The 18,207-nt window shown below is 37.0% G+C and carries 30 protein-coding genes and 1 pseudogene; all 31 read left to right on the plus strand.

Annotated elements, in window-relative coordinates:
* Positions 1–7 precede the first annotated feature (7 nt).
* Positions 8–100 carry a competence inhibitor ComI gene (comI, locus tag FS818_RS28690; RefSeq protein ID WP_007431380.1) on the plus strand — a complete coding sequence of 31 codons (93 nt, stop codon included), beginning with the start codon at positions 8–10 and terminating at the stop codon, positions 98–100.
* A 357-nt stretch (positions 101–457) separates the two neighbouring features.
* Complete coding sequence (locus FS818_RS04400; RefSeq protein WP_145329955.1) at positions 458–904, plus strand: ParB N-terminal domain-containing protein; 447 nt, start codon at positions 458–460, stop codon at positions 902–904.
* Between the two features lie 268 nt (positions 905–1,172).
* Positions 1,173–1,841 carry a hypothetical protein gene (locus FS818_RS04405; RefSeq protein ID WP_145329957.1) on the plus strand — a complete coding sequence of 223 codons (669 nt, stop codon included), beginning with the start codon at positions 1,173–1,175 and terminating at the stop codon, positions 1,839–1,841.
* A 198-nt stretch (positions 1,842–2,039) separates the two neighbouring features.
* Positions 2,040–2,705 carry a P-loop NTPase family protein gene (locus FS818_RS04410; protein ID WP_145329959.1) on the plus strand — a complete coding sequence of 222 codons (666 nt, stop codon included), beginning with the start codon at positions 2,040–2,042 and terminating at the stop codon, positions 2,703–2,705.
* A gap of 70 nt (positions 2,706–2,775) precedes the next feature.
* Positions 2,776–3,303 (plus strand): GNAT family N-acetyltransferase, encoded by a 528-nt coding sequence (locus FS818_RS04415; RefSeq protein WP_145329960.1) that lies wholly within the window; start codon positions 2,776–2,778, stop codon positions 3,301–3,303.
* Positions 3,304–3,415: 112 nt separating this feature from the next.
* Positions 3,416–3,922 (plus strand): hypothetical protein, encoded by a 507-nt coding sequence (locus FS818_RS04420; RefSeq protein WP_145329962.1) that lies wholly within the window; start codon positions 3,416–3,418, stop codon positions 3,920–3,922.
* Positions 3,923–3,989: 67 nt separating this feature from the next.
* Entirely contained in the window at positions 3,990–4,871 is an 882-nt protein-coding gene (locus FS818_RS04425; RefSeq protein ID WP_145329964.1) for a GNAT family N-acetyltransferase, read from the plus strand.
* A gap of 62 nt (positions 4,872–4,933) precedes the next feature.
* Complete coding sequence (locus tag FS818_RS04430; RefSeq protein ID WP_145329966.1) at positions 4,934–5,401, plus strand: GNAT family N-acetyltransferase; 468 nt, start codon at positions 4,934–4,936, stop codon at positions 5,399–5,401.
* 13 nt (positions 5,402–5,414) lie between these two features.
* On the plus strand, positions 5,415–5,828 hold the full coding sequence (locus FS818_RS04435) for a GNAT family N-acetyltransferase (RefSeq protein ID WP_145329968.1): 414 nt from the start codon (positions 5,415–5,417) through the stop codon (positions 5,826–5,828).
* 10 nt (positions 5,829–5,838) lie between these two features.
* Positions 5,839–6,771 (plus strand): aminoglycoside phosphotransferase family protein, encoded by a 933-nt coding sequence (locus FS818_RS04440; RefSeq protein WP_186375404.1) that lies wholly within the window; start codon positions 5,839–5,841, stop codon positions 6,769–6,771.
* A 153-nt stretch (positions 6,772–6,924) separates the two neighbouring features.
* Entirely contained in the window at positions 6,925–7,470 is a 546-nt protein-coding gene (locus FS818_RS04445) for a GrpB family protein (protein WP_260989779.1), read from the plus strand.
* A 53-nt stretch (positions 7,471–7,523) separates the two neighbouring features.
* Positions 7,524–8,150 (plus strand): Type 1 glutamine amidotransferase-like domain-containing protein, encoded by a 627-nt coding sequence (locus FS818_RS04450; protein WP_145329972.1) that lies wholly within the window; start codon positions 7,524–7,526, stop codon positions 8,148–8,150.
* Positions 8,151–8,240: 90 nt separating this feature from the next.
* Entirely contained in the window at positions 8,241–9,236 is a 996-nt protein-coding gene (locus FS818_RS04455; protein WP_145329974.1) for a phosphotransferase enzyme family protein, read from the plus strand.
* A 91-nt stretch (positions 9,237–9,327) separates the two neighbouring features.
* Positions 9,328–9,807 (plus strand): DinB family protein, encoded by a 480-nt coding sequence (locus tag FS818_RS04460; protein WP_145329976.1) that lies wholly within the window; start codon positions 9,328–9,330, stop codon positions 9,805–9,807.
* A 56-nt stretch (positions 9,808–9,863) separates the two neighbouring features.
* Positions 9,864–10,283 carry a GTP pyrophosphokinase gene (locus FS818_RS04465; RefSeq protein WP_222128805.1) on the plus strand — a complete coding sequence of 140 codons (420 nt, stop codon included), beginning with the start codon at positions 9,864–9,866 and terminating at the stop codon, positions 10,281–10,283.
* Positions 10,284–10,313: 30 nt separating this feature from the next.
* The gene (locus tag FS818_RS04470; protein WP_145329978.1) at positions 10,314–10,895 is read left to right on the plus strand and encodes a hypothetical protein; all 582 of its coding nucleotides are present in this window, start codon (positions 10,314–10,316) and stop codon (positions 10,893–10,895) included.
* A gap of 14 nt (positions 10,896–10,909) precedes the next feature.
* Complete coding sequence (locus FS818_RS04475; RefSeq protein WP_145329980.1) at positions 10,910–11,365, plus strand: hypothetical protein; 456 nt, start codon at positions 10,910–10,912, stop codon at positions 11,363–11,365.
* 63 nt (positions 11,366–11,428) lie between these two features.
* The gene (locus FS818_RS04480) at positions 11,429–11,872 is read left to right on the plus strand and encodes a hypothetical protein (RefSeq protein ID WP_145329982.1); all 444 of its coding nucleotides are present in this window, start codon (positions 11,429–11,431) and stop codon (positions 11,870–11,872) included.
* 221 nt (positions 11,873–12,093) lie between these two features.
* Positions 12,094–12,381 (plus strand): hypothetical protein, encoded by a 288-nt coding sequence (locus tag FS818_RS04485; RefSeq protein ID WP_145329984.1) that lies wholly within the window; start codon positions 12,094–12,096, stop codon positions 12,379–12,381.
* Positions 12,374–12,502 (plus strand): hypothetical protein, encoded by a 129-nt coding sequence (locus FS818_RS29190; protein WP_260984511.1) that lies wholly within the window; start codon positions 12,374–12,376, stop codon positions 12,500–12,502. Before FS818_RS04485 ends, FS818_RS29190 begins: the two co-directional genes overlap by 8 nt.
* 24 nt (positions 12,503–12,526) lie before the next feature.
* Positions 12,527–13,033: pseudogene (locus FS818_RS04490) on the plus strand (YfiT family bacillithiol transferase); the annotation flags it as partial.
* Positions 13,034–13,096: 63 nt separating this feature from the next.
* Positions 13,097–13,597, plus strand: a complete 501-nt coding sequence (locus FS818_RS04495) for a helicase (protein WP_145332751.1) — start codon at positions 13,097–13,099, stop codon at positions 13,595–13,597.
* Between the two features lie 123 nt (positions 13,598–13,720).
* The gene (locus tag FS818_RS04500; protein WP_145329986.1) at positions 13,721–14,068 is read left to right on the plus strand and encodes a GNAT family N-acetyltransferase; all 348 of its coding nucleotides are present in this window, start codon (positions 13,721–13,723) and stop codon (positions 14,066–14,068) included.
* Between the two features lie 14 nt (positions 14,069–14,082).
* Positions 14,083–14,613: a P-loop nucleotide/nucleoside kinase family protein gene (locus FS818_RS04505; protein ID WP_145329988.1), complete on the plus strand. Its 531-nt coding sequence runs from the start codon at positions 14,083–14,085 to the stop codon at positions 14,611–14,613.
* On the plus strand, positions 14,610–14,909 hold the full coding sequence (locus FS818_RS04510) for a hypothetical protein (RefSeq protein ID WP_145329990.1): 300 nt from the start codon (positions 14,610–14,612) through the stop codon (positions 14,907–14,909). The genes FS818_RS04505 and FS818_RS04510 overlap by 4 nt, the downstream gene beginning before the upstream one ends.
* Positions 14,910–14,965: 56 nt before the next feature.
* Positions 14,966–15,145 (plus strand): hypothetical protein, encoded by a 180-nt coding sequence (locus tag FS818_RS04515; RefSeq protein WP_145329992.1) that lies wholly within the window; start codon positions 14,966–14,968, stop codon positions 15,143–15,145.
* A gap of 21 nt (positions 15,146–15,166) precedes the next feature.
* On the plus strand, positions 15,167–15,565 hold the full coding sequence (locus FS818_RS04520; protein ID WP_145329994.1) for a methyltransferase domain-containing protein: 399 nt from the start codon (positions 15,167–15,169) through the stop codon (positions 15,563–15,565).
* 11 nt (positions 15,566–15,576) lie between these two features.
* On the plus strand, positions 15,577–16,263 hold the full coding sequence (locus tag FS818_RS04525) for a metallophosphoesterase family protein (RefSeq protein ID WP_313960456.1): 687 nt from the start codon (positions 15,577–15,579) through the stop codon (positions 16,261–16,263).
* 104 nt (positions 16,264–16,367) lie between these two features.
* Positions 16,368–16,886: a phosphotransferase-like protein gene (locus FS818_RS04530; RefSeq protein WP_145329998.1), complete on the plus strand. Its 519-nt coding sequence runs from the start codon at positions 16,368–16,370 to the stop codon at positions 16,884–16,886.
* Between the two features lie 116 nt (positions 16,887–17,002).
* Positions 17,003–17,596 (plus strand): hypothetical protein, encoded by a 594-nt coding sequence (locus FS818_RS04535; RefSeq protein ID WP_145330000.1) that lies wholly within the window; start codon positions 17,003–17,005, stop codon positions 17,594–17,596.
* Positions 17,597–17,651: 55 nt separating this feature from the next.
* Positions 17,652–18,185 carry a hypothetical protein gene (locus FS818_RS04540; RefSeq protein ID WP_145330002.1) on the plus strand — a complete coding sequence of 178 codons (534 nt, stop codon included), beginning with the start codon at positions 17,652–17,654 and terminating at the stop codon, positions 18,183–18,185.
* Positions 18,186–18,207: the final 22 nt, after the last annotated feature.

The raw sequence follows: 18,207 nt of genomic DNA on the forward strand, positions 1-18,207 counted from the left end.
TGAGACCATGGAAGTGAAAGATGCGATGACTCTGATGTTATTATTTGGAACATTCATTCTTGCACTTTTAACTTACATCAATAACAACAAGAGAAAGTAAAAACCCACCCAAAGGTTGACCGCCGAAGGTGGGTTTTTATTTACCTGAGACTTAGAAGGGAATAGACCATCCAAGCCAATTGTACTGACCAAGTGTTCGCTGCACTTGGTCTTTATTTAAGAATATGATAACACATCGAAAAAGATGAATCAAAATAAAAAGCTATAAAATGTAAAGGTTAGTAAGCAATCTCGAAGAAGTATTTCCATCATATAACATAATATTCAAGCATCGGCTCCATTGGAGCCTCGGTCTTCGACCCGGCGCATTGCGCCTTAAGCCTCTCAGGTTCGTGAATAAAGGAACGTCATCCGAAATTCATGCATTGATTTTAAATACTAATAGAAAGGTGTAGCTATGACTAGATTTACTTTAAATGCTGCAATGGAGTATGCTGCGAATGATGATATTGAAGCATGGATTCATCTTTTTTTGAATGGGGAAGGGGACAATGTTGGATTATCAGAAGGACTAAAAATGAAAAGACGCTATTGGTTAGGGCCAATTGAAATCAATATCAGTTATCTAGAAAGAGTTGTTGGTCCTGAATCAAATATGGAATATGTAGAAGATGAAAATTTATGGAATCATAACATTAATCAAATCTCTGATCGTATAGAAAGCGGATGGGATGTACCCCCATTAATTGCTGAAAACAGAGAAGGCTTTTTAAGTGTAAGGGATGGTAATCATCGACTTGGCGCTCTTCAAAAGCTAAATAAAGAAAAGTGTTATGTAGTTATTTGGGATGATAGTAGTGTGGAGAATATATTAAAAGCTGTACAAAAGAAAAATAAAATGTAGTATTAGGAAGCTATTCATGAAGGAATGAACATAGGATAACAACATATTCTCGCTTTGGGGCATTCGCTCCTCGGCCCGGCAGAGGTTTTTCGAGGAAGCGAAACTGCTGACGCTCTCTTAAGCCTCTCGGGTTCGTAGATACAAGAACGTTATAAGAAATCAGTGAAAAATATACAAGTCAAAACAAAAAGTGATTTAAGTTCTACAAGGTATTACATTCTAACGCAATGCAACCGCTCTCGTTGGTCACTTAGAAAGGAGTTATGCAATGAAAATTATAAGTTCAATAATTATATGTGTTACTTTACTTTTCATTGTTTGTTGTTCTGACTTCAAAGAAGAACATTCCTCAATTAGTGCTACAGATCCTTCGATAGAACCCCCAACGACAAATGCAAATTCAGAATCAGATTCTACAGAAGAGACGGTATTCATGGATCCGCCAGTTTCAACTCCTGAATTAGGAAATATTAAAGAAGATAAATATTATTCAATAAAATATAAACAATCCTTTGTTCAGCTGAGAGACAAAGAAAAGACTGTAGTGCATATATTAGGGGAGCCTGAAGAAGCTTCTCAAGTTAAGCAACTCGGTGATGGAGCAGATACCTTTAGTGGTATGTATTCTAAGAATCTCTATTATAGTGGATTAATATTAAAATTTCTGGGGGTGGAAAAAAACAGTCTATGGCTTTCAGAAATTATATTAGATGAGAATGAATATGAAACATCTGAAGGGATAAAAGTTGGGGATCATTTAGAAAAATTGAAGAATGCATATTCAAATATTAAATACGCAAACCTGAAGAGGATTGACAACAAACCAAATTTAAAGATATATGAATACTTTCAAGGTGATCTTGGATTCTTTGCAGAATTTATTGTTAATGAGAGTGATGTCATAAAAGAGATTCATATGTACTTTCTTTTTGATTAATCGGTCCGGCAGAAGTTGAAGTCGATTCGGGGGAGGCAAATGTAGTTGCAGGCAAGCGGATTCAGCCGGATACATCCAACTCTCTAACCGCATCAGGGCTGGCCTTCGGGCTAAAGGGAGTTGGACGTCGTGAATACAAGAACGTTAGGTGAAATGAGCTGTGGGGGAACAATTTAAACATAGAAGTGAGGAATACATATGAAGTCAAGATTGATACTGATAGATGGAATGCCGGGTTCCGGTAAGTCAACGATTGGAAAAATAATAGGTGCAAAGTTGAATAAGATGAATATTCAAAATAGGTTTTATCACGAATTAGAAGAGAACCATCCATTGCGAATATACGATAAGACGTTTACTTCCTTTACTAATCAAGATGAAGCGGAGTGGTTTACTACAAAAGTTGAACAGCTATTCACTGATTTTGTCAATGAAAGAGTAGGGCGAGACGAAGTTACAATTATGGAAAGTTACGTTTTTCAGAATACGCTTGGCTTTGCCTTTAATATGCAAATGGACAAACAAAGAATATTAGATCTGACCAAGAAAGTACAACTTATTTTAAGTCGTCTCGATCCGATCCTCATTTATTTTTATCAAACTCATGTAGAGCAACATTGGAAATGGATATGTAATGTTCGAGGACCTGAGTTCACACAGGATCGTTGTGGACTTTACACGGATAATGATTTTATTGAAGCGGGACATTTTTGGACGAAAAACCAAGATTTCATTTTCAATATCGTTCAGGAATGGGAGATACCAAAATTGATCATAAAAAACGAAAAGTACAATTGGGAAGACTATGAAAATAAAGTGAATCATTTTTTGGAGGAATTTGAAGAAGACACTGACATCCGATAAATTAAACAGATAACCCCGGGGTTCGTGAATACAGGAACGTTAACTAAAATTGATAGAAAGAGGAATGAAAATGGAAAACCAAATAAGAATAAGACACCTTTCAAATCATGAAGAAGTATCTTTATTAAATTTTGAATTTTCAAAACGATATCCATGGTACACCTCGAATGACTATTTTGATAAGTGCTTGGAAGAAAATATAGAAGGCAAGAGAGTGACTTTAATGGCCTACTATGGAGATACATTGGCTGGGTGTTGCCACTTAATATTTACTTCGGATTATCCGTATTTTAAAACAGGCAATATCCCGGAAATAAATGACTTGAATGTTTTTCCAGAGTTCAGGAGGAAGGGGATTGCCAGTACAATGTTCGATGAACTTGAAAGAATAGCATCCAAGAGATCCAGATTCATTGGCTTAGGAGTAGGGCTCTATAAAGATTACGGTAATGCTCAGATGATGTACAACAAACGCGGGTATTACATGGATGGTCGAGGAATTACCTATAAGAATATTGAAGTAAAACCCGGAGAGCAAGTGATGGTAGACGATGATCTGCTGATGTATCTAATTAAACCATTGGATAATGAGCTGTGAATGTAAATTAACGATGTGGCGAGATGAGTTAACTTTATATTCAATCTTTTTGCATACGCTGAGGCCGTGAGTACAGGAACGTTAAGTAAAATTACCAAAGAGGAGTGAGCTTTTGATCCTGGATTACTTAAAGAAGTATGCTCAAAAAGCATATGGAGAAGTTCATTCGATAACGACTTCCCCCGTTTTTTTATTTGCTAATGATCCCAAGTTGAGAGAGAAGGAACTTTATCATAAATACTTCTACATCCATGGATTCAACCGATTGATTAAGCATAATCGAATATCATCAGAGAAATTAATCGAAGTCTTTTCTTATTTAGAGGAAGAGATTGAGCAGTATCTTAAAACGTATTATAAGAGTAAAAACTTTATTTTATATTTGAAAGCGGATTCCGTAGTACCTGCATTTACAGTGACATTGCTTTCTTATTATGAAGGAGAGGGTTTGAAGGAAAGTTGCTCCTTGCCCGAACTAATGGATTGGTATAAAGAAAATGCTTGTTTTGATGGATTGAAAATCATAGAGAATGAAACAAGCGAAGACCATGTAGAAGAACAGTCTGAAGATGTTTTTCCTAATGTTGAAAAGACATATATAAAGATCATAAGGACCTAGTCGGGTCGCGAATACGGGAAAGTTATCAGAAATAGACTCAGAATTCATATGATATGGAGGGATTGTAATGAAAATTGTTTTTAGAAATTTCGATGATTCATGTTATGAACAAATTTGTGACTTTTTAATTGAATTATCAAAAGACGACCGTAAACATATTAATTGGAACTGGGCAAGGTGGGAATGGATGTTTTTTCATCCTGAATTTAATCGTGACTTAAAACATAAAATTGGATTATGGTATCTTGCTGATGAGTTAGTAGCTATAGCAACGTATGACCATTATTTCGGTGAAGCTTTTTTTGCTACTAAACAGGGATTTGAAGAGTTAGAAAAAGATATATTAGAATATGCTATTGCTACTTTCAGTAATGAAAATGGCCTTGGGATTGCGGTGAATGATAAAGATACTCACATTTTAGATTTATTACGTAGTCATCATTTTGTGAAGCAGGATCAGACGGAAAACATACTTGAGCTTGCACTAGAGTATGTTAGCCTTGACGGTACAATTTCTGAAGGCATAACCATAAAAAATATCGATATAAAGAATGACTTATATAAACTTCATTATATGTTATGGCAAGCATTTGATAACGAAGGGCCTGTACCCGTTGATGAAATTACGATGAGTAAGCAAAAAGAAATGTTATCCGCAACCCATTTGAACCCGTTTATACATGTTGTGGCTGAAAATGAACATGGAGAATATGTTGCATACTGTGGATTATGGTATAGCCCGAAAACGGATTATGTTTATGTTGAACCTGTATGTACAGTTCCGGAGTATCGTCATAAGAGGCTAGGCCAAGCGGTGGTTCTGGAAGCTTTAAAAAGAGGCCGTTCTTTAGGTGCTAAAAAAGCATATGTTATTTCTGATAGCCATTTTTATAAGTCATTAGGATTTCAGCAACATTCACATTATACGTTTTATTGGCATAATAGCTGATATTCGATTCGTTGATAGTTGTACATCCTAACCGTAAATTAAAACATGAATTGGGGGGACTCATGGAGTATCAAATCATTGACTTGAGAGAACATTCAAATCTTTTAAAAGAAGCTATCGAGTATGTTGTGGAAAGATGGGGATTACATAGAAGAATATTCGAGGAATGTATCACTTCCAGTATGACAACAACAAGTCCATTACCTCGATGGTATTTTATGATAAATGGAGATGAAATCGTTGGTAGTTACTCGTTAATGAATAATGATTTTGTGAGTCGACAAGATTTATGGCCGTACTTATCAAATCTATATATCGAGGAAAAGGAACGAGGAAAAAATCTTGGGTCAGACATGATGGCACATGCAAGACAAGAAGCTTATAAACTAGGATTCAGTAAATTGTATTTATGTACAGATCATATCGATTATTATGAGAAGTATGGCTGGCTTCATTTATGTAACGGGTATCACCCTTGGAACAGGGAGTCAAAAATTTATGTGATTGATACAGATCAGAAATCCCAATGAAGGGTGGACCAAAATGCATATTGAATTTGATGAATTTCTTATTTCCGATGATAAATCTTTATTAGATTATGAAACCATATGTGGCTTCTTATCAAGAAGTTACTGGGCTAATAAGAGACCTAAAGAAAAGATTATAAGATCATTCCAATCATCAGAATGTGTTGGTGTGTATCATGAAAATAGACAAGTCGGCGTCGCAAGGTTAGTTACGGACTATGAGACGGTCTATTATTTATGTGATGTATATGTAGATGAAGATTATCGCAGTAGAGGTATAGGAAAAAAATTAATTGAAAGTATTACGACCTCTGACAAGTATAAGAATTTATTAGGTATTCTCGGAACGAAGGATGCTCATGGATTATATGAGGAATATCACTTTGTAAAAGACAATGATAGATTTATGCGGCGAATGCCTGATTCATAAAGGAGGATCAATGAATACAGAACTTAGAAACACAATGCAGAATACAATTGATCACTTCGTATCGCCTAATGCAGAAATATTGAGTATTAAAGATCAGGATCTTGCTTACGGCACCTCAGCAGTAGAACTTAAAAGACATGAAATATTACTTAGAAATGATCCTCATGATTGGAGTATTAATCTTATTTCAAAGAGAGCGTCACTCGTTGAAAGGCGTACATTAAATTATCTAAATGATCAATCAGCAAATGTTCCATTTAGTTTTACATTAAATATGATAAGTAACAGCCGAGAATATCTTTGCATGCAGGATGTCGATTATGAAACGGATTATAATAATTTAGACATCGAACTGCTTCAAAAAAATGAACAAGCTGCTCTGGCAGATATACATGCGTTCAACTTTGAAAAATATTATAAATTGCAATGGCTTCCATTGCTTGATTCAAAATATATTCAATCCGTACTTAACGAGAAATGGGGACCGACTTGGAATAATGCGAAATCAGATCCGGATTTTATAAGTCATTTTGGTGATCTTATTCCAGAGATTGATATGGTTGCAGAGCATATAGTTAAGGACATGGATAAAGTTCTCAGGGATGAAAGTTCACATACCCTTATACATAATGATCTACATCCGGGTAATACATTGGTTTACAAAAATAGAAAGGTGTATTTCATTGATTGGGAAGAAGCACATTATGGTTCCTTATACATTGATGTAGCGCTTAGGTATAGAGAGTTTTCCCAAGCCGAGAACTATAGAATGTTGATGAATTCGAGAGGATTAAATCTATCCGAGGATAAATTCAAACTGAATTATACAATTACGTCCAGATACTTGGGATTACGATATATGTCATGGTTTTTATCCAAGTGGAAAGACGATAAGAGATGCCTGGACGAATTAAACAAGTATATAAATATGACTGTATCTTAGATAAGATATGAAATTACTTTAGTGATGGGATATAACGTAATATTTATGTTACGCACATTCGCCCTCGGCCCGGCATTCGCCTTAAAATCAGTATTCTTGAGCCGTGAATATCGTAAATCTTTGGAAATATTTTTAAACTCAAGGAGGATGGCGTTGGAGAATCAAAAAACAGTAGTCATAGAAGAATACAATCAAGAATGGCCTAAAGCATTTGATATAATAAAATCAATTTTGTCAGATAAACTTAGTAGTCTAACATTACGAATCGAGCACGTTGGAAGCACGTCGGTACCGGATCTTGCAGCCAAGCCAATCATTGATATTGATGTAGTCATTGAATCTATGGAGTACCTGCCAGGGGTAATCAAGAAGCTAGACGAACTGGGATATGTACACGAAGGTGATTTAGGAATAATGAATAGAGAGGCATTTGCGAGGAAGGATGTTTATGTACCTTACAGCAGTGAAGGCGATGTGAAGCACGAACATCATCTATATGTCTGCAATAGAGAAAGTGAGGAACTACAAAGACATATCATGTTTCGAGACATATTAAGGAAACACCCCTTACTGGTATCTGAGTACACAAATTTGAAGAACCAGCTGTCAGATGAATTCAGAAACAATCGTAAAGCTTATACTGAAGGAAAGACAGAATTTATTACGAAGATATTGAATGAGTACAAGGATGTTTTGTAGAGTATTTCAGGTTATCAAGATCATACAAATCCTTATTAAGGACGGTGGTTTCAATGAGTAGCCTGTTACTAACCTCAAGTGGTTTTTATACTCAGGATATTAAAAATCAATTCCTGAATTTCATTGATAGAGATATCTCTCAGTTAAAGGTCGCTATTATTACAACGGCATCTCCGATGAGAGGAAATAATAGATATGCTCAAAAGGCAATGCAAGATTTCAAGGAAATGGGGTTTCAGCATATTAAGTTTGTAGATATCGAATTTGATGACCCACAAATTCTCTTACATACTGATGTTATATATATTAATGGTGGAAATCCATTTACTTTATTGTATTACGCTAAGAAAAGTGGTGCTGATGAAATTATTAAAACACTGGCTGCACAGAATGTAATTATAGTTGGAGTAAGTGCTGGAACGTTATTACTGGGGCCGAATATAAACATTGTCAATTACTTTACTCCAGAGATGAATACTATGGATATAACAGATTTTAGCGCATTAGGTGTAACCGACAAGCTTATCTTTCCTCACTATGACCGAGAGGATATATTTAAAGATAGTATGAATAGAACAATTGAAGAAAGAATTGCAGCGTTTGAAACTAATGAGAACTGTAGAGTGACAAGGCTTAGAGATGATGAATATATCTCGATTTTAAAGAATCAAACACAGTAGAAGTCGTAAATGCTGAAGTCCTTAAGCCATAGAAGGCTAAGTAAATACGTAAATGTTAGGCGGGATCGTGAATAGAAAGGAAGAGATTTGATGGAAAAGCATGTTAAAGAACTTTTTACTAAAGAAGTACTTCATGAAGCAGCTCAAAAGTTTAATATTATTCGATCCAGTCTTAAAGACTTGGAAGGTTTTCAGAACTTTGTATATTTTGGAAAGTCTAACGGTACAAATGTTGTAATCCGGATCACACACAAATCCCATCGAACCGAAAAAGAGATTTTATCTGAAATTGATTTTATAGATTACTTGTTTACTCATCATGTATCCGTTTCCAAAGCGATAACATCTATTCATGGGAAATTTGTAGAGGAAATCAGTGATGGGGAATTTTATGCAACATCGTTTGAGTTTTCTAGTGGAAGAAAGGCTAAAATCGCTGAAGAAAGCGATCTGTTCTATCAAAGAATCGGTGGTTATGCAGGAAGAGTACATAGTCTTTCAAAGACGTCAAATCTGATACATCATTTAAACAGGAGACAATGGCATGAAAAAGAGTTTTTGATCCATATGAGTGATTATTTACCTGCGGAACTTTCTTATGTCATGGATCAATACGAAATTCTGAAGAGAAAGCTTAGTCAGCTTCCAAAGAATACGGATTCGTATGGAATGATTCATGGAGATTTAAATCATGGGAATTACTTAAATGTAGACGACGATGTTGTATTTATTGATTTTGATGAAGCCGAATACTGTTGGTTTGTGAGTGATATTGCTATCCCGTTATTCTATGAAATTCCAATCCCTTGGGTAGTCGATGGAAAGCAAAGGTTAGAGATAACCAAGAGGTATTATTATAATTTCATGGATGGTTATGTTAAAGAAAATACAATAGATCATACATGGTTAAAATTAATCCCTGATTTTATTAATCTTAGACAGTTTGGTGTAGTTTCCGCGATTTATAGAAGTTATAATTTTGATAATTATAACAACTGGAGTGATTGGGACAAGGAAGCGTTGAAATTCTATCTAAATAATATCGAGCAAGATATTCCGTATATTGATATGGATTTTAGTAGGTAGTTTAATGTGGCGTAGACTAAGCTTGTATTATAAATGCAGGACGTTTACTGAAGAACTTAACACCTAAAAATCAAGAGAAGAGGAGCAACTGATGACCTATAAATCCATTTTAACAGATCAAATATCTGCATGTTATAACGATAAAAGCTGGTTTATTCCGCTGGAGGACATATTGGAAGATATAACAACGGAAGAAGCATTGACTGAGGATGATAATAAACAAACCATTTGGTCCATCGTGAATCACCTTATTTATTGGAATGAGAAATGGCTTGAGCGTTATAAGGCTGGAGAATTTGTATTAAATCACGGGATCAACAATGATGAAACTTTTGCTTTGAATGAAGATCAATTGAATGATGCTGGCTGGAAGGAAACATTAAATAGACTTGAGCATGTTTTTATGAGCTGGAGAGTTGTTTTAGAAGAAACAGATGAATCTAAACTTGCAAAGCAGCTTCCAGAATATTTTAATGCCCCTTGGTGGGGAGTTGTTTCTAATCTAAGTATTCATAGTGCATATCATATTGGACAAATTATGTTATTAAAGAAACAAATTCGAGGTAGATAATAGTTTAGTCAGTTCGGAGGGTATAGAGAACAATTTCAAATAAGGAGTTGATTATTTTGGACATCGAATTGGCTATATCTGTCGCGTTACAAGCTCATAAAGGGCAACTTGATAAAGGTGGGCACCCGTATATTTTACATCCGCTAGCTGTTATGAACAGAGTGGAAAGCATGGAAGAGAAGATTGTGGCTGTTCTCCATGATGTCATTGAAGATTCGGAAGTCACAATTGAAGAGTTAAGAGGTTTGGGATTTTCGGAAGAAATTTTAACAGCCATTCAGTTGTTGACGAGATCGACAGAGGATAGTTACGAAGAATTTATTGAGAAGACAACAACGAATCGAACTGCAAGAAAAGTGAAAATCGCTGATATTCAAGAGAATATGAACATATCAAGAATTAAGAATCCGACGCAGGAAGATGTTCATAGACTTGAGAAATATAGAAAGGCGTTAGAAAGATTAGAGCGTGAATAACATGTGAAAGAAACTAAAAAGAGGTACGTTATGTCCCAGACGATGACAATTCCTAGAATACAGATAAAATTCCAAAGTGCTGTATGGACAGCAGTAGTCTTAAGACAGAAGGCTATAAATATCAAAGTAAGAGAAGAGCTGGGTCATCTACTGTTAGTAGATGCTAAGGACTGTCCTGAGATGTTTTTATTAGCCAGTTTATTTCAGCACGCCATGTATACTCACGACATTATCTATTTTGCGAGAGAAGATGATTCAAGTTGCGATCTCTTGGTGTTTAACGGTGCAATAACTCCAATACATCAAAAAGATTTAAAAAATCTTAAAACAGCGAGAAAGCATACACAGCCAGAAACTTATACAATTCCGTTGCTAGAATCTCACGATGAATCAATATGGAAGACGTGGCAACCTTGGAAATACGATGAACAATTGAGAGTCATGGCGAACAAAGATTTAGCCATCATTAATGCATCTCAGCTGGGATACGAACTATTAATTCATCAATGTGCTTACTTAGCAAGCTCGTATTCAGGGCATTCACATTTTGATCATTATTCAACCAAGAAATCCATTGAACTGATTATACGTAATATGAAGCGAAATTATTAAATGAGGTATGTTATATGAGTGAGCCAGTGCAGTTTTTTGTTAATGATGATCTTATAGGAGTGTGGTCTTCGGAAGCCTTTTTTTATGATGCATTTGAAGATACACAGTTAGAATTTCATGCGGATGGCACGGGATGTCATGCCTATTTAAGACCTGATGGTCAAGAGATTACCTTATTCAGATGGACGTTAATTAAGGATCGAATTGAATTTGAGGAATATTTCAGGGTATCTATTGAAGTGAGCGAGGTTAAGGAAGAAGAAATTTGCTCCACAGATCGATTTGAAAATAAATATTCAGCAAGGTTTTTCAAAGCGAAGGGATTAGATGTGGCTAATGAAGAGATCAATGTGATCGTATTCTATTCCCCTTTGATTGAAGGGATCAATTCACAATCATTTGGAAGGATATCAAAAACATTGGATAGATCACTGATTGATGTAGCAATGAGATATGAGCAGGACATCTAATAGATCATAGAAGCTGGGCTGCTCAGAGTGATCTGTACGAATACTCAATGATTGGAGTCCAGGATGAGTAAATTAATTGCTATATTGATAGGTGTCCTTCTACTTATAACAGGTTGCAGTACTACACATAAGATCCATACCGATTCAACCAAAGCATTAACAAAAGAGCTGAAGGAACTTTTTCCGTCGATTGAAAAAGTTCATTTTACGTTTACCCGTCCAAATCTCTCTTGCAGAATAGACATGAGCAAAGAACCGAGTAAAGAAGAACTGGAAGCAATCCTTACAGTAATCAAGAGATTTACAACAGTGGATAACATGAATGAGATTGCCCGTAGCGTTAAATGGGGACTGGAAATATCCAAAATTTATCTTGATATGAATACGGATGAGGATACGAAAACCATTGAACACTCTTATTATGCGAGATATTTCAAAACATCCAACGCTAGCGACTATTCCGAAACAAACATTGAGGGTTATGAAATTTGGTATGAAATAAAATGAGAAATAATAGAAATTGTGCTTATTAAATTTCATTTTGGAGGGCAATCATGGAACTCATGTTTAATGACTCGACAATTCAACTGGTTTGAGAAGATATAACTAAACTGGAAGTGGATGCTATAGTCGATGCGGCGAATACAAGTTTAATGGGAAGCGAATGAAATTAAAGGGATTGGGATAATGAAAATGAAGCATCATTTGTAAACTGAGGGGGCATATGCATGGCATTCTGTATCGATTTTAAATTGATTGGTGTTGACGACGGTAAGGCAACGTACGCTTACGGAGACTGCTCTGAGAATTTAGAAGGGCGTTTTGAATTGAATTTAGGACGCCTACTCTCAGGTGAAATGAGCATGGATACAGATATGAGAGAGGTTGTTAAGGTAACCAAGCCGTGTTTAAGTGATGGAGAACATCAACATAAAGCAAACCGGGCATTCAGTAAGATTTATAAACATTATAAAATAACGGCTTCGTATCTAAAAGAAGGAGGGTACTATGCCTGATTTACTATATAAAAAGAAGTTATCGAAGCTAGCCGTTAGGAACAAGGCTGCTTCTTTTTTTATTTTTTCACTTCGCAAATGGAACATTGTGGGTTATATTGGATATGATTTGATTCTGTAGTAGATGAATGGAGCGGTGTTTAAAATGGCTTTAGATGAAAAGATACGTTTTCCAATCGGACACTTTGAGCCCCGCCTGGACTTCACCAATGAGAATCGAAAACACTTATTAGATCAAATTCCAAAGATTGCGAAGACCTTAAGAGAGATTACACAAGATCTTAATGATGAGCAACTTCGTACGCCTTATCGTACAGGCGGCTGGACGGTTATCCAGATTGTGCACCACCTTGCAGACAACGATATGAACGCGTACATAAGATTCAAAAGAGCATTAACGGAGGACCAACCACTCGCAAGCTCGTATCGGGAAGATTTATGGGCATCGCTACAAGAGTATCAAGATTTGGCAATGGAAGACTCAATCATGCTGCTGGAAGTACTCCACAAACGGTTTCTCACGCTGCTACGTGGCTTACAACCTGAGCAATTCAATCGGAAGCTTCGAACAGAGTTATTAGGTACCATTTCGCTGGATATCGCTATTCAACGATTCGTCTGGCATGGACAGCATCATATTGCCCAGATTAAATCTTTAAAAAGTGTCACAGAAATAGGAGTGCTTGACCAAAACGAAATTTATCCTCATTGTCCCATGGAAATAAGAGTCGTTGAAGTTGGGGGAGTAAGCAAACCGCGGCTTAAACATAAATTAAAGCAGTGTTCAATTCGAATGAACGAATACGGAAATAAACTGTTTGATGATGAGAAATTTATCGTTTCTCCTACAAAGATGAGATTAGAGACGGTCGAGTTAGCTGTTAGAAATCTAGGGTTTTTGGATGGAGCTACGACCTTACAACTCTTTCAAATGGCAGATAATCTTGGTTTGCAGTTATGTCCAATGGATTTGGGTGCCTTTCTTCGAATTCAGTATTTGGATCAACCTGAGATATGTACATCAAGCACTGAAAAAGGAAACCAAGCACCATCAGGTTCGATTACAATAGCTTCTAAACCTCTTACTGAGGATGATTATTTTCCAAAAGGTTTTTATCTCAGACGTATAGAAGACGAGTTGTGGTTACGAGGGTACATTGCGGATGATCTACATGTGTGGAACCCTAATGACCGTTTTATCTTTTGCAGAACTTGACTGTGTTCGATAGGAGACTTGCATATGTACTACTACCGAATGGGGCAAAAGGAAGATCTTACACACATTATTGCTCTCTCTAATCTGTGGCAAAAAGAAGACATTACAGTAGGTTAGGAGAATGTGGCCTGGACTCCAGAAAAATTAGAAAAAAAGCTGAACGAATACTTTTATGTTGTGGGGTTACATGGTGTGGTTATTGGTTTTGCCTTCGGAGAGATTAGGTGTGGAAACGCAGAGCCGGTCATTCCTCAAGCTGATGGTTATTTGGAAATTCATGAGGTCTACATCCATCCTGAACATCGGAGTAAAGGGATCGGCAAAGAACTCATTAATTGTTTAATCGATAAAGCAAGTGAGCATCAGATTGTGAGGGCTTTGGTTGGATCATCCAATCGGAGATGGAAAGATACGGCATCATTTTACGAAAAATTAGGATTCGATATGTGGTATATCCAGATGTATAAATAGAAGGTGAGAACAACATGAGTCAAACCATATACGTGATCTCGGGGCCTGCTGGGGTAGGGAAATCGACAACGTCGCAACAGCTTGTTCAGGCCTTAAGCAAAAGTGCGTATATTTCTGGAGACGCAATCAGTCATATTCCAGTGAATGGACGAGGTAAACCATGGTTATGTAAAGAGACGTATGATCTGACATGGAAAAATATACTGAGCTTAACCCGGAATCTGTTAGAACAGGATTATGACGTTGTCATTGACTACGTTACTTTCCCTTCAGAAATAGAATGGCTTGTGCAGCAGTTAACGGATTTTGAATTCAGGGTCGTCTATGTTGTCTTGTTGGTAGATCGAAGTACCCTGATTGCCAGGGACCAATCGAGATCAGCAGACGTACAGATGGGTGAGCGCAGTTTGGTTTTACTAGGCTCAGAATTAAAAGAACAAAATAAACTCTATACGCAGCAGTACAGGCGAGAACAAGTATCTGAAATTATTGAAGAAATTCAAAACAACTTTAGGTTTATATTGAAGGGAGGTCACCCGAGTTGAAGGCACTACCCAATATTTTTTCGTTCATTCTCATTATTGTAGGAATCAGTATAGTGACACTTACCAAAACGATTGAAGAGGTAATCCCCAAACTGGGATATGCCGCATTTCAGTCCGCAGCAGCAGGAAGTTACAGCCCGATTAACTATGAGATGGATTTGAGGCTGAATTACTGGGTTGGAGGAATCTGTATCCTGGTGGGAGCAGTTTACTTCATTCGTCACATCGCTTTCTTTCAACATTCGCTTACCGAAATGAAAAAGAGAGACAAAGAGTTTAAGGAGCGATATAAATAACATCAGGTAATCGTACGCTGAAGTAACTGATTGTAAATTCTGAGGTGGTGACCCGGATGGATGATCAAAATCTCTTGAATTTTTATTTACATATGAGGGAGAAGGAAGCCTATCAATGGAATTTATCACCTGCAAGTCTGTATTTGGAGCTGGAGACAAGAGATTTTTTAACCAAATACTTTAATGTGTTCAGCGGAATGAAGGCGCTTAATATTGGAATTGGAGTAGGGGAATAGGACGATTATATCGGTTACTTATTGAATGGGGCAGGTAGTTTAACAAGTATTGATATTGATTCTGATATATGTGACATATTCAAATACCGACAAAAAAAGGAGGGCCATCCCAATGCCTCTACTGTTATATGTGAGGACTTTTTAGCATGTGAATTGCCTCAAACTTATGATCTGGTCACCATGATTGGCTCTGCTCTGCAAGAGACAGGCGCATACCGGAAAGGTTTGCAGAAAATATCAGAGGTGTTAAAACCGAACGCTCAATTTATGTATATGGATTTTGATAGATACCACAAAAAAGAAGATCTATTCGAACTGTTGACTGAATTGAAATTTGAGCTAAAGCACATCGAAGAATATAACCGATTTTCAAATGTCAGTTTTTACTGCATGAAGATCCAAAAGGAAGGGTTTCTATGAATCGAACTCTCATGATTAGTGATATTCATGGTTGCATTGATGCATTAAATCTATTGTTAATTAACGTAGACTACAATTCAAAATATGATCAGTTGATCCTCTTGGGAGATTACGTAGATCGAGGTGCAAATAGTAGAGAAGTCGTCGCTAAGGTCATGGAATTAGTACAAGAACATCGCGCTATCGCATTAAAAGGAAATCATGACCAAAGATTCGTGGATCTCATATATGACGGAACTTCATCCATTCAATCCAAGTTTATGGAACATGGAGGACTTCAAACCCTTGAAAGTTACTGTCAACTGAACGATCAAGTTTCGAATGAAGTGTTAGAAACGGCAAGGAAGATCATACAGGCGGATTATAGTCATCATATTAATTTTTTGAGCAACTTACCTTTATTCCACGAGGATGAAAATCATATTTATGTTCATGCTGGATTGAATCCGGATTACAGTGAATGGAGGCAACAACCCGAGCATGATTTTATGTATATTAAAGATAAATTTATCCAGCATGCATTCGGAGACCTTCACAAAAAAGTTGTCTTTGGACATACCAAAACGAAAGACATACATGGATCAGCGGACGTTTGGTTTGCTGAAGATAAGATTGGCATTGACGGTGGATGTACCTTTGGAATGCAGCTTAATTGTTTAATTTATCAGAATGGTACTTACTCGGTAGAACACTTCTAAAATATTGTAAACGATCTCACTCGAATTAATGAGCTTTGGAATGCGTATTAGTACACGTTGTAAAATATTTATAGATTCTTATTTTAGCAAAGGGAGATAACATAATGGATAAAGGTAAAATTATATTTTTGAATGGTGTAACGAGTTCGGGCAAAACGTCTATAGTCGAGGCGATGCAGTCATACGACGATCCGTTCTTTTATGTTGTGGCGAATGATTTATTTGAGAATACAATCGGCGATAAACATCTGCAGACTGATTATTGGAAGTACCTGAGCGAAGCCATCCTCATGATGTATCACACAGCGAAGGTATTCTCAGACCATGGCAAGCATGTGCTGATCGATGGGATATTGGTGGAGAGACCTGAGCTCGCACCGCATTATGAACAAGTGAAAACAATTTTCGAAGGATATCCTCTCGATATTGTGGAACTATACTGCCCTCTCGATATCTGTCGTCAGCGTAACATTGAACGGGGAGACCGCAGAGAAGACCAGTCTGAAGAGCAACATCGTATTATGGCGTCCGACATTCAGTACACATACTCGGTAGATACGAGTCAGCATACACCTGAAGAATGCGCCGAGATGATTATAAACAAGTTATTCAAAAGTGAATAAGGTTTCTTCTGTGGCATGAAACGAGGAGAATAAAAATGAAGCTGGGACGTCTAAAGCAAGATGGACCAGCTTCTTGACTATTTCAGCACAATAGCAGGAAGAAGGAGCAAACAGATATGCAGTTTGGGAAACATAAAGAGCGCTCGAATCGAGAAAGAATACTTCTTCAGTTCATAACCTTGCGCTGGGAGAAGGAAGTGAGAGGGGCCCCTTTTTCCACTGCCAGAAATGATATGGAGAAAGCCTTCCGTTTACCGGATACGCTGTTCAGTTACGACATGTCCTATGGTCTGCCTTACCACAGGCTGGTCATTTTGCAGAACAAGAACGGTTTTGAGACGATTCAAGATAAAAGTGTCATTCTGAAACCTGCTGCAAAGAATATCAAATTGGGTTGTGTTTTGATTGATAATAAGGAGCCTGAATCCGAAAATTCCGAATATGATGTAACCTTCACCTACTCCCCGGAATGTGGGAAACCTGTCCGATATGACAAGCGATATCAGCCTTTGACAGAGCGGGCATTTGGATTGACTTCAAACGAATATGGAAAAGTGGTGTACAACGGACGGCATATCTATCAGGATACCGGAGAATGGTACTACGAGTTAAATATATTGAATATGTTACTTACCGAGCAGAAAGACCCAAATGTGTTGATTGATCAGAAGCCGCTGAACGTATACAACCAGATTGAGATTTTATATTAATGTAATTTAGATACGAATGATTGATATAAAATGAGCGTTAGGAGTGGGACACATAATGATGAATCCTCAAGAGATTTTACCATTAGTCAAACGTTTAGAAACGAATCATATTGCATATTCACTGGGTGGAAGTGCGATGTTGTGTTTTCTTGGCTTGGTTGATTCCGTGAACGATTGGGATCTGATGGTCGATTGCCCAAAATCCAAATTCATAGAAGCGATTGCTGGATATGAGTGGAACGAGAAGGAAAGCGGCGACAAACCTTTTGCAAGTGAATACAGGATTGAGATTGAGTCGTTAAACGTGGATGTCATCGGCGGATTCGCATTTGATGTAGATGGAAGTCGGCTGGAGTTACCTATATCGCCTATTCCAAATGTAAAATGGCACGGAATGCACGTTTCAAGTCCCGAAGTGTGGTACGTTGCTTATCACATGATGGGCAGACACGAGAAAGCGGATTTGATTTTAGAGTATTTGCAAACAAGTAATGAGTATGTGAATCAGGACCTGATCAAGGGTTTGTTAGCGAATAATCATTTAACATATGAGATTAGAAAAGGGTTGAACATACTGCTTGAAGCTTAACTTCATCGATCAGAGGTGTATC

Origin of the sequence: Paenibacillus xylanexedens, from assembly GCF_007680605.1 — a bacterium.
Classification (GTDB): Bacteria; Bacillota; Bacilli; order Paenibacillales; family Paenibacillaceae; genus Paenibacillus; species Paenibacillus xylanexedens_B.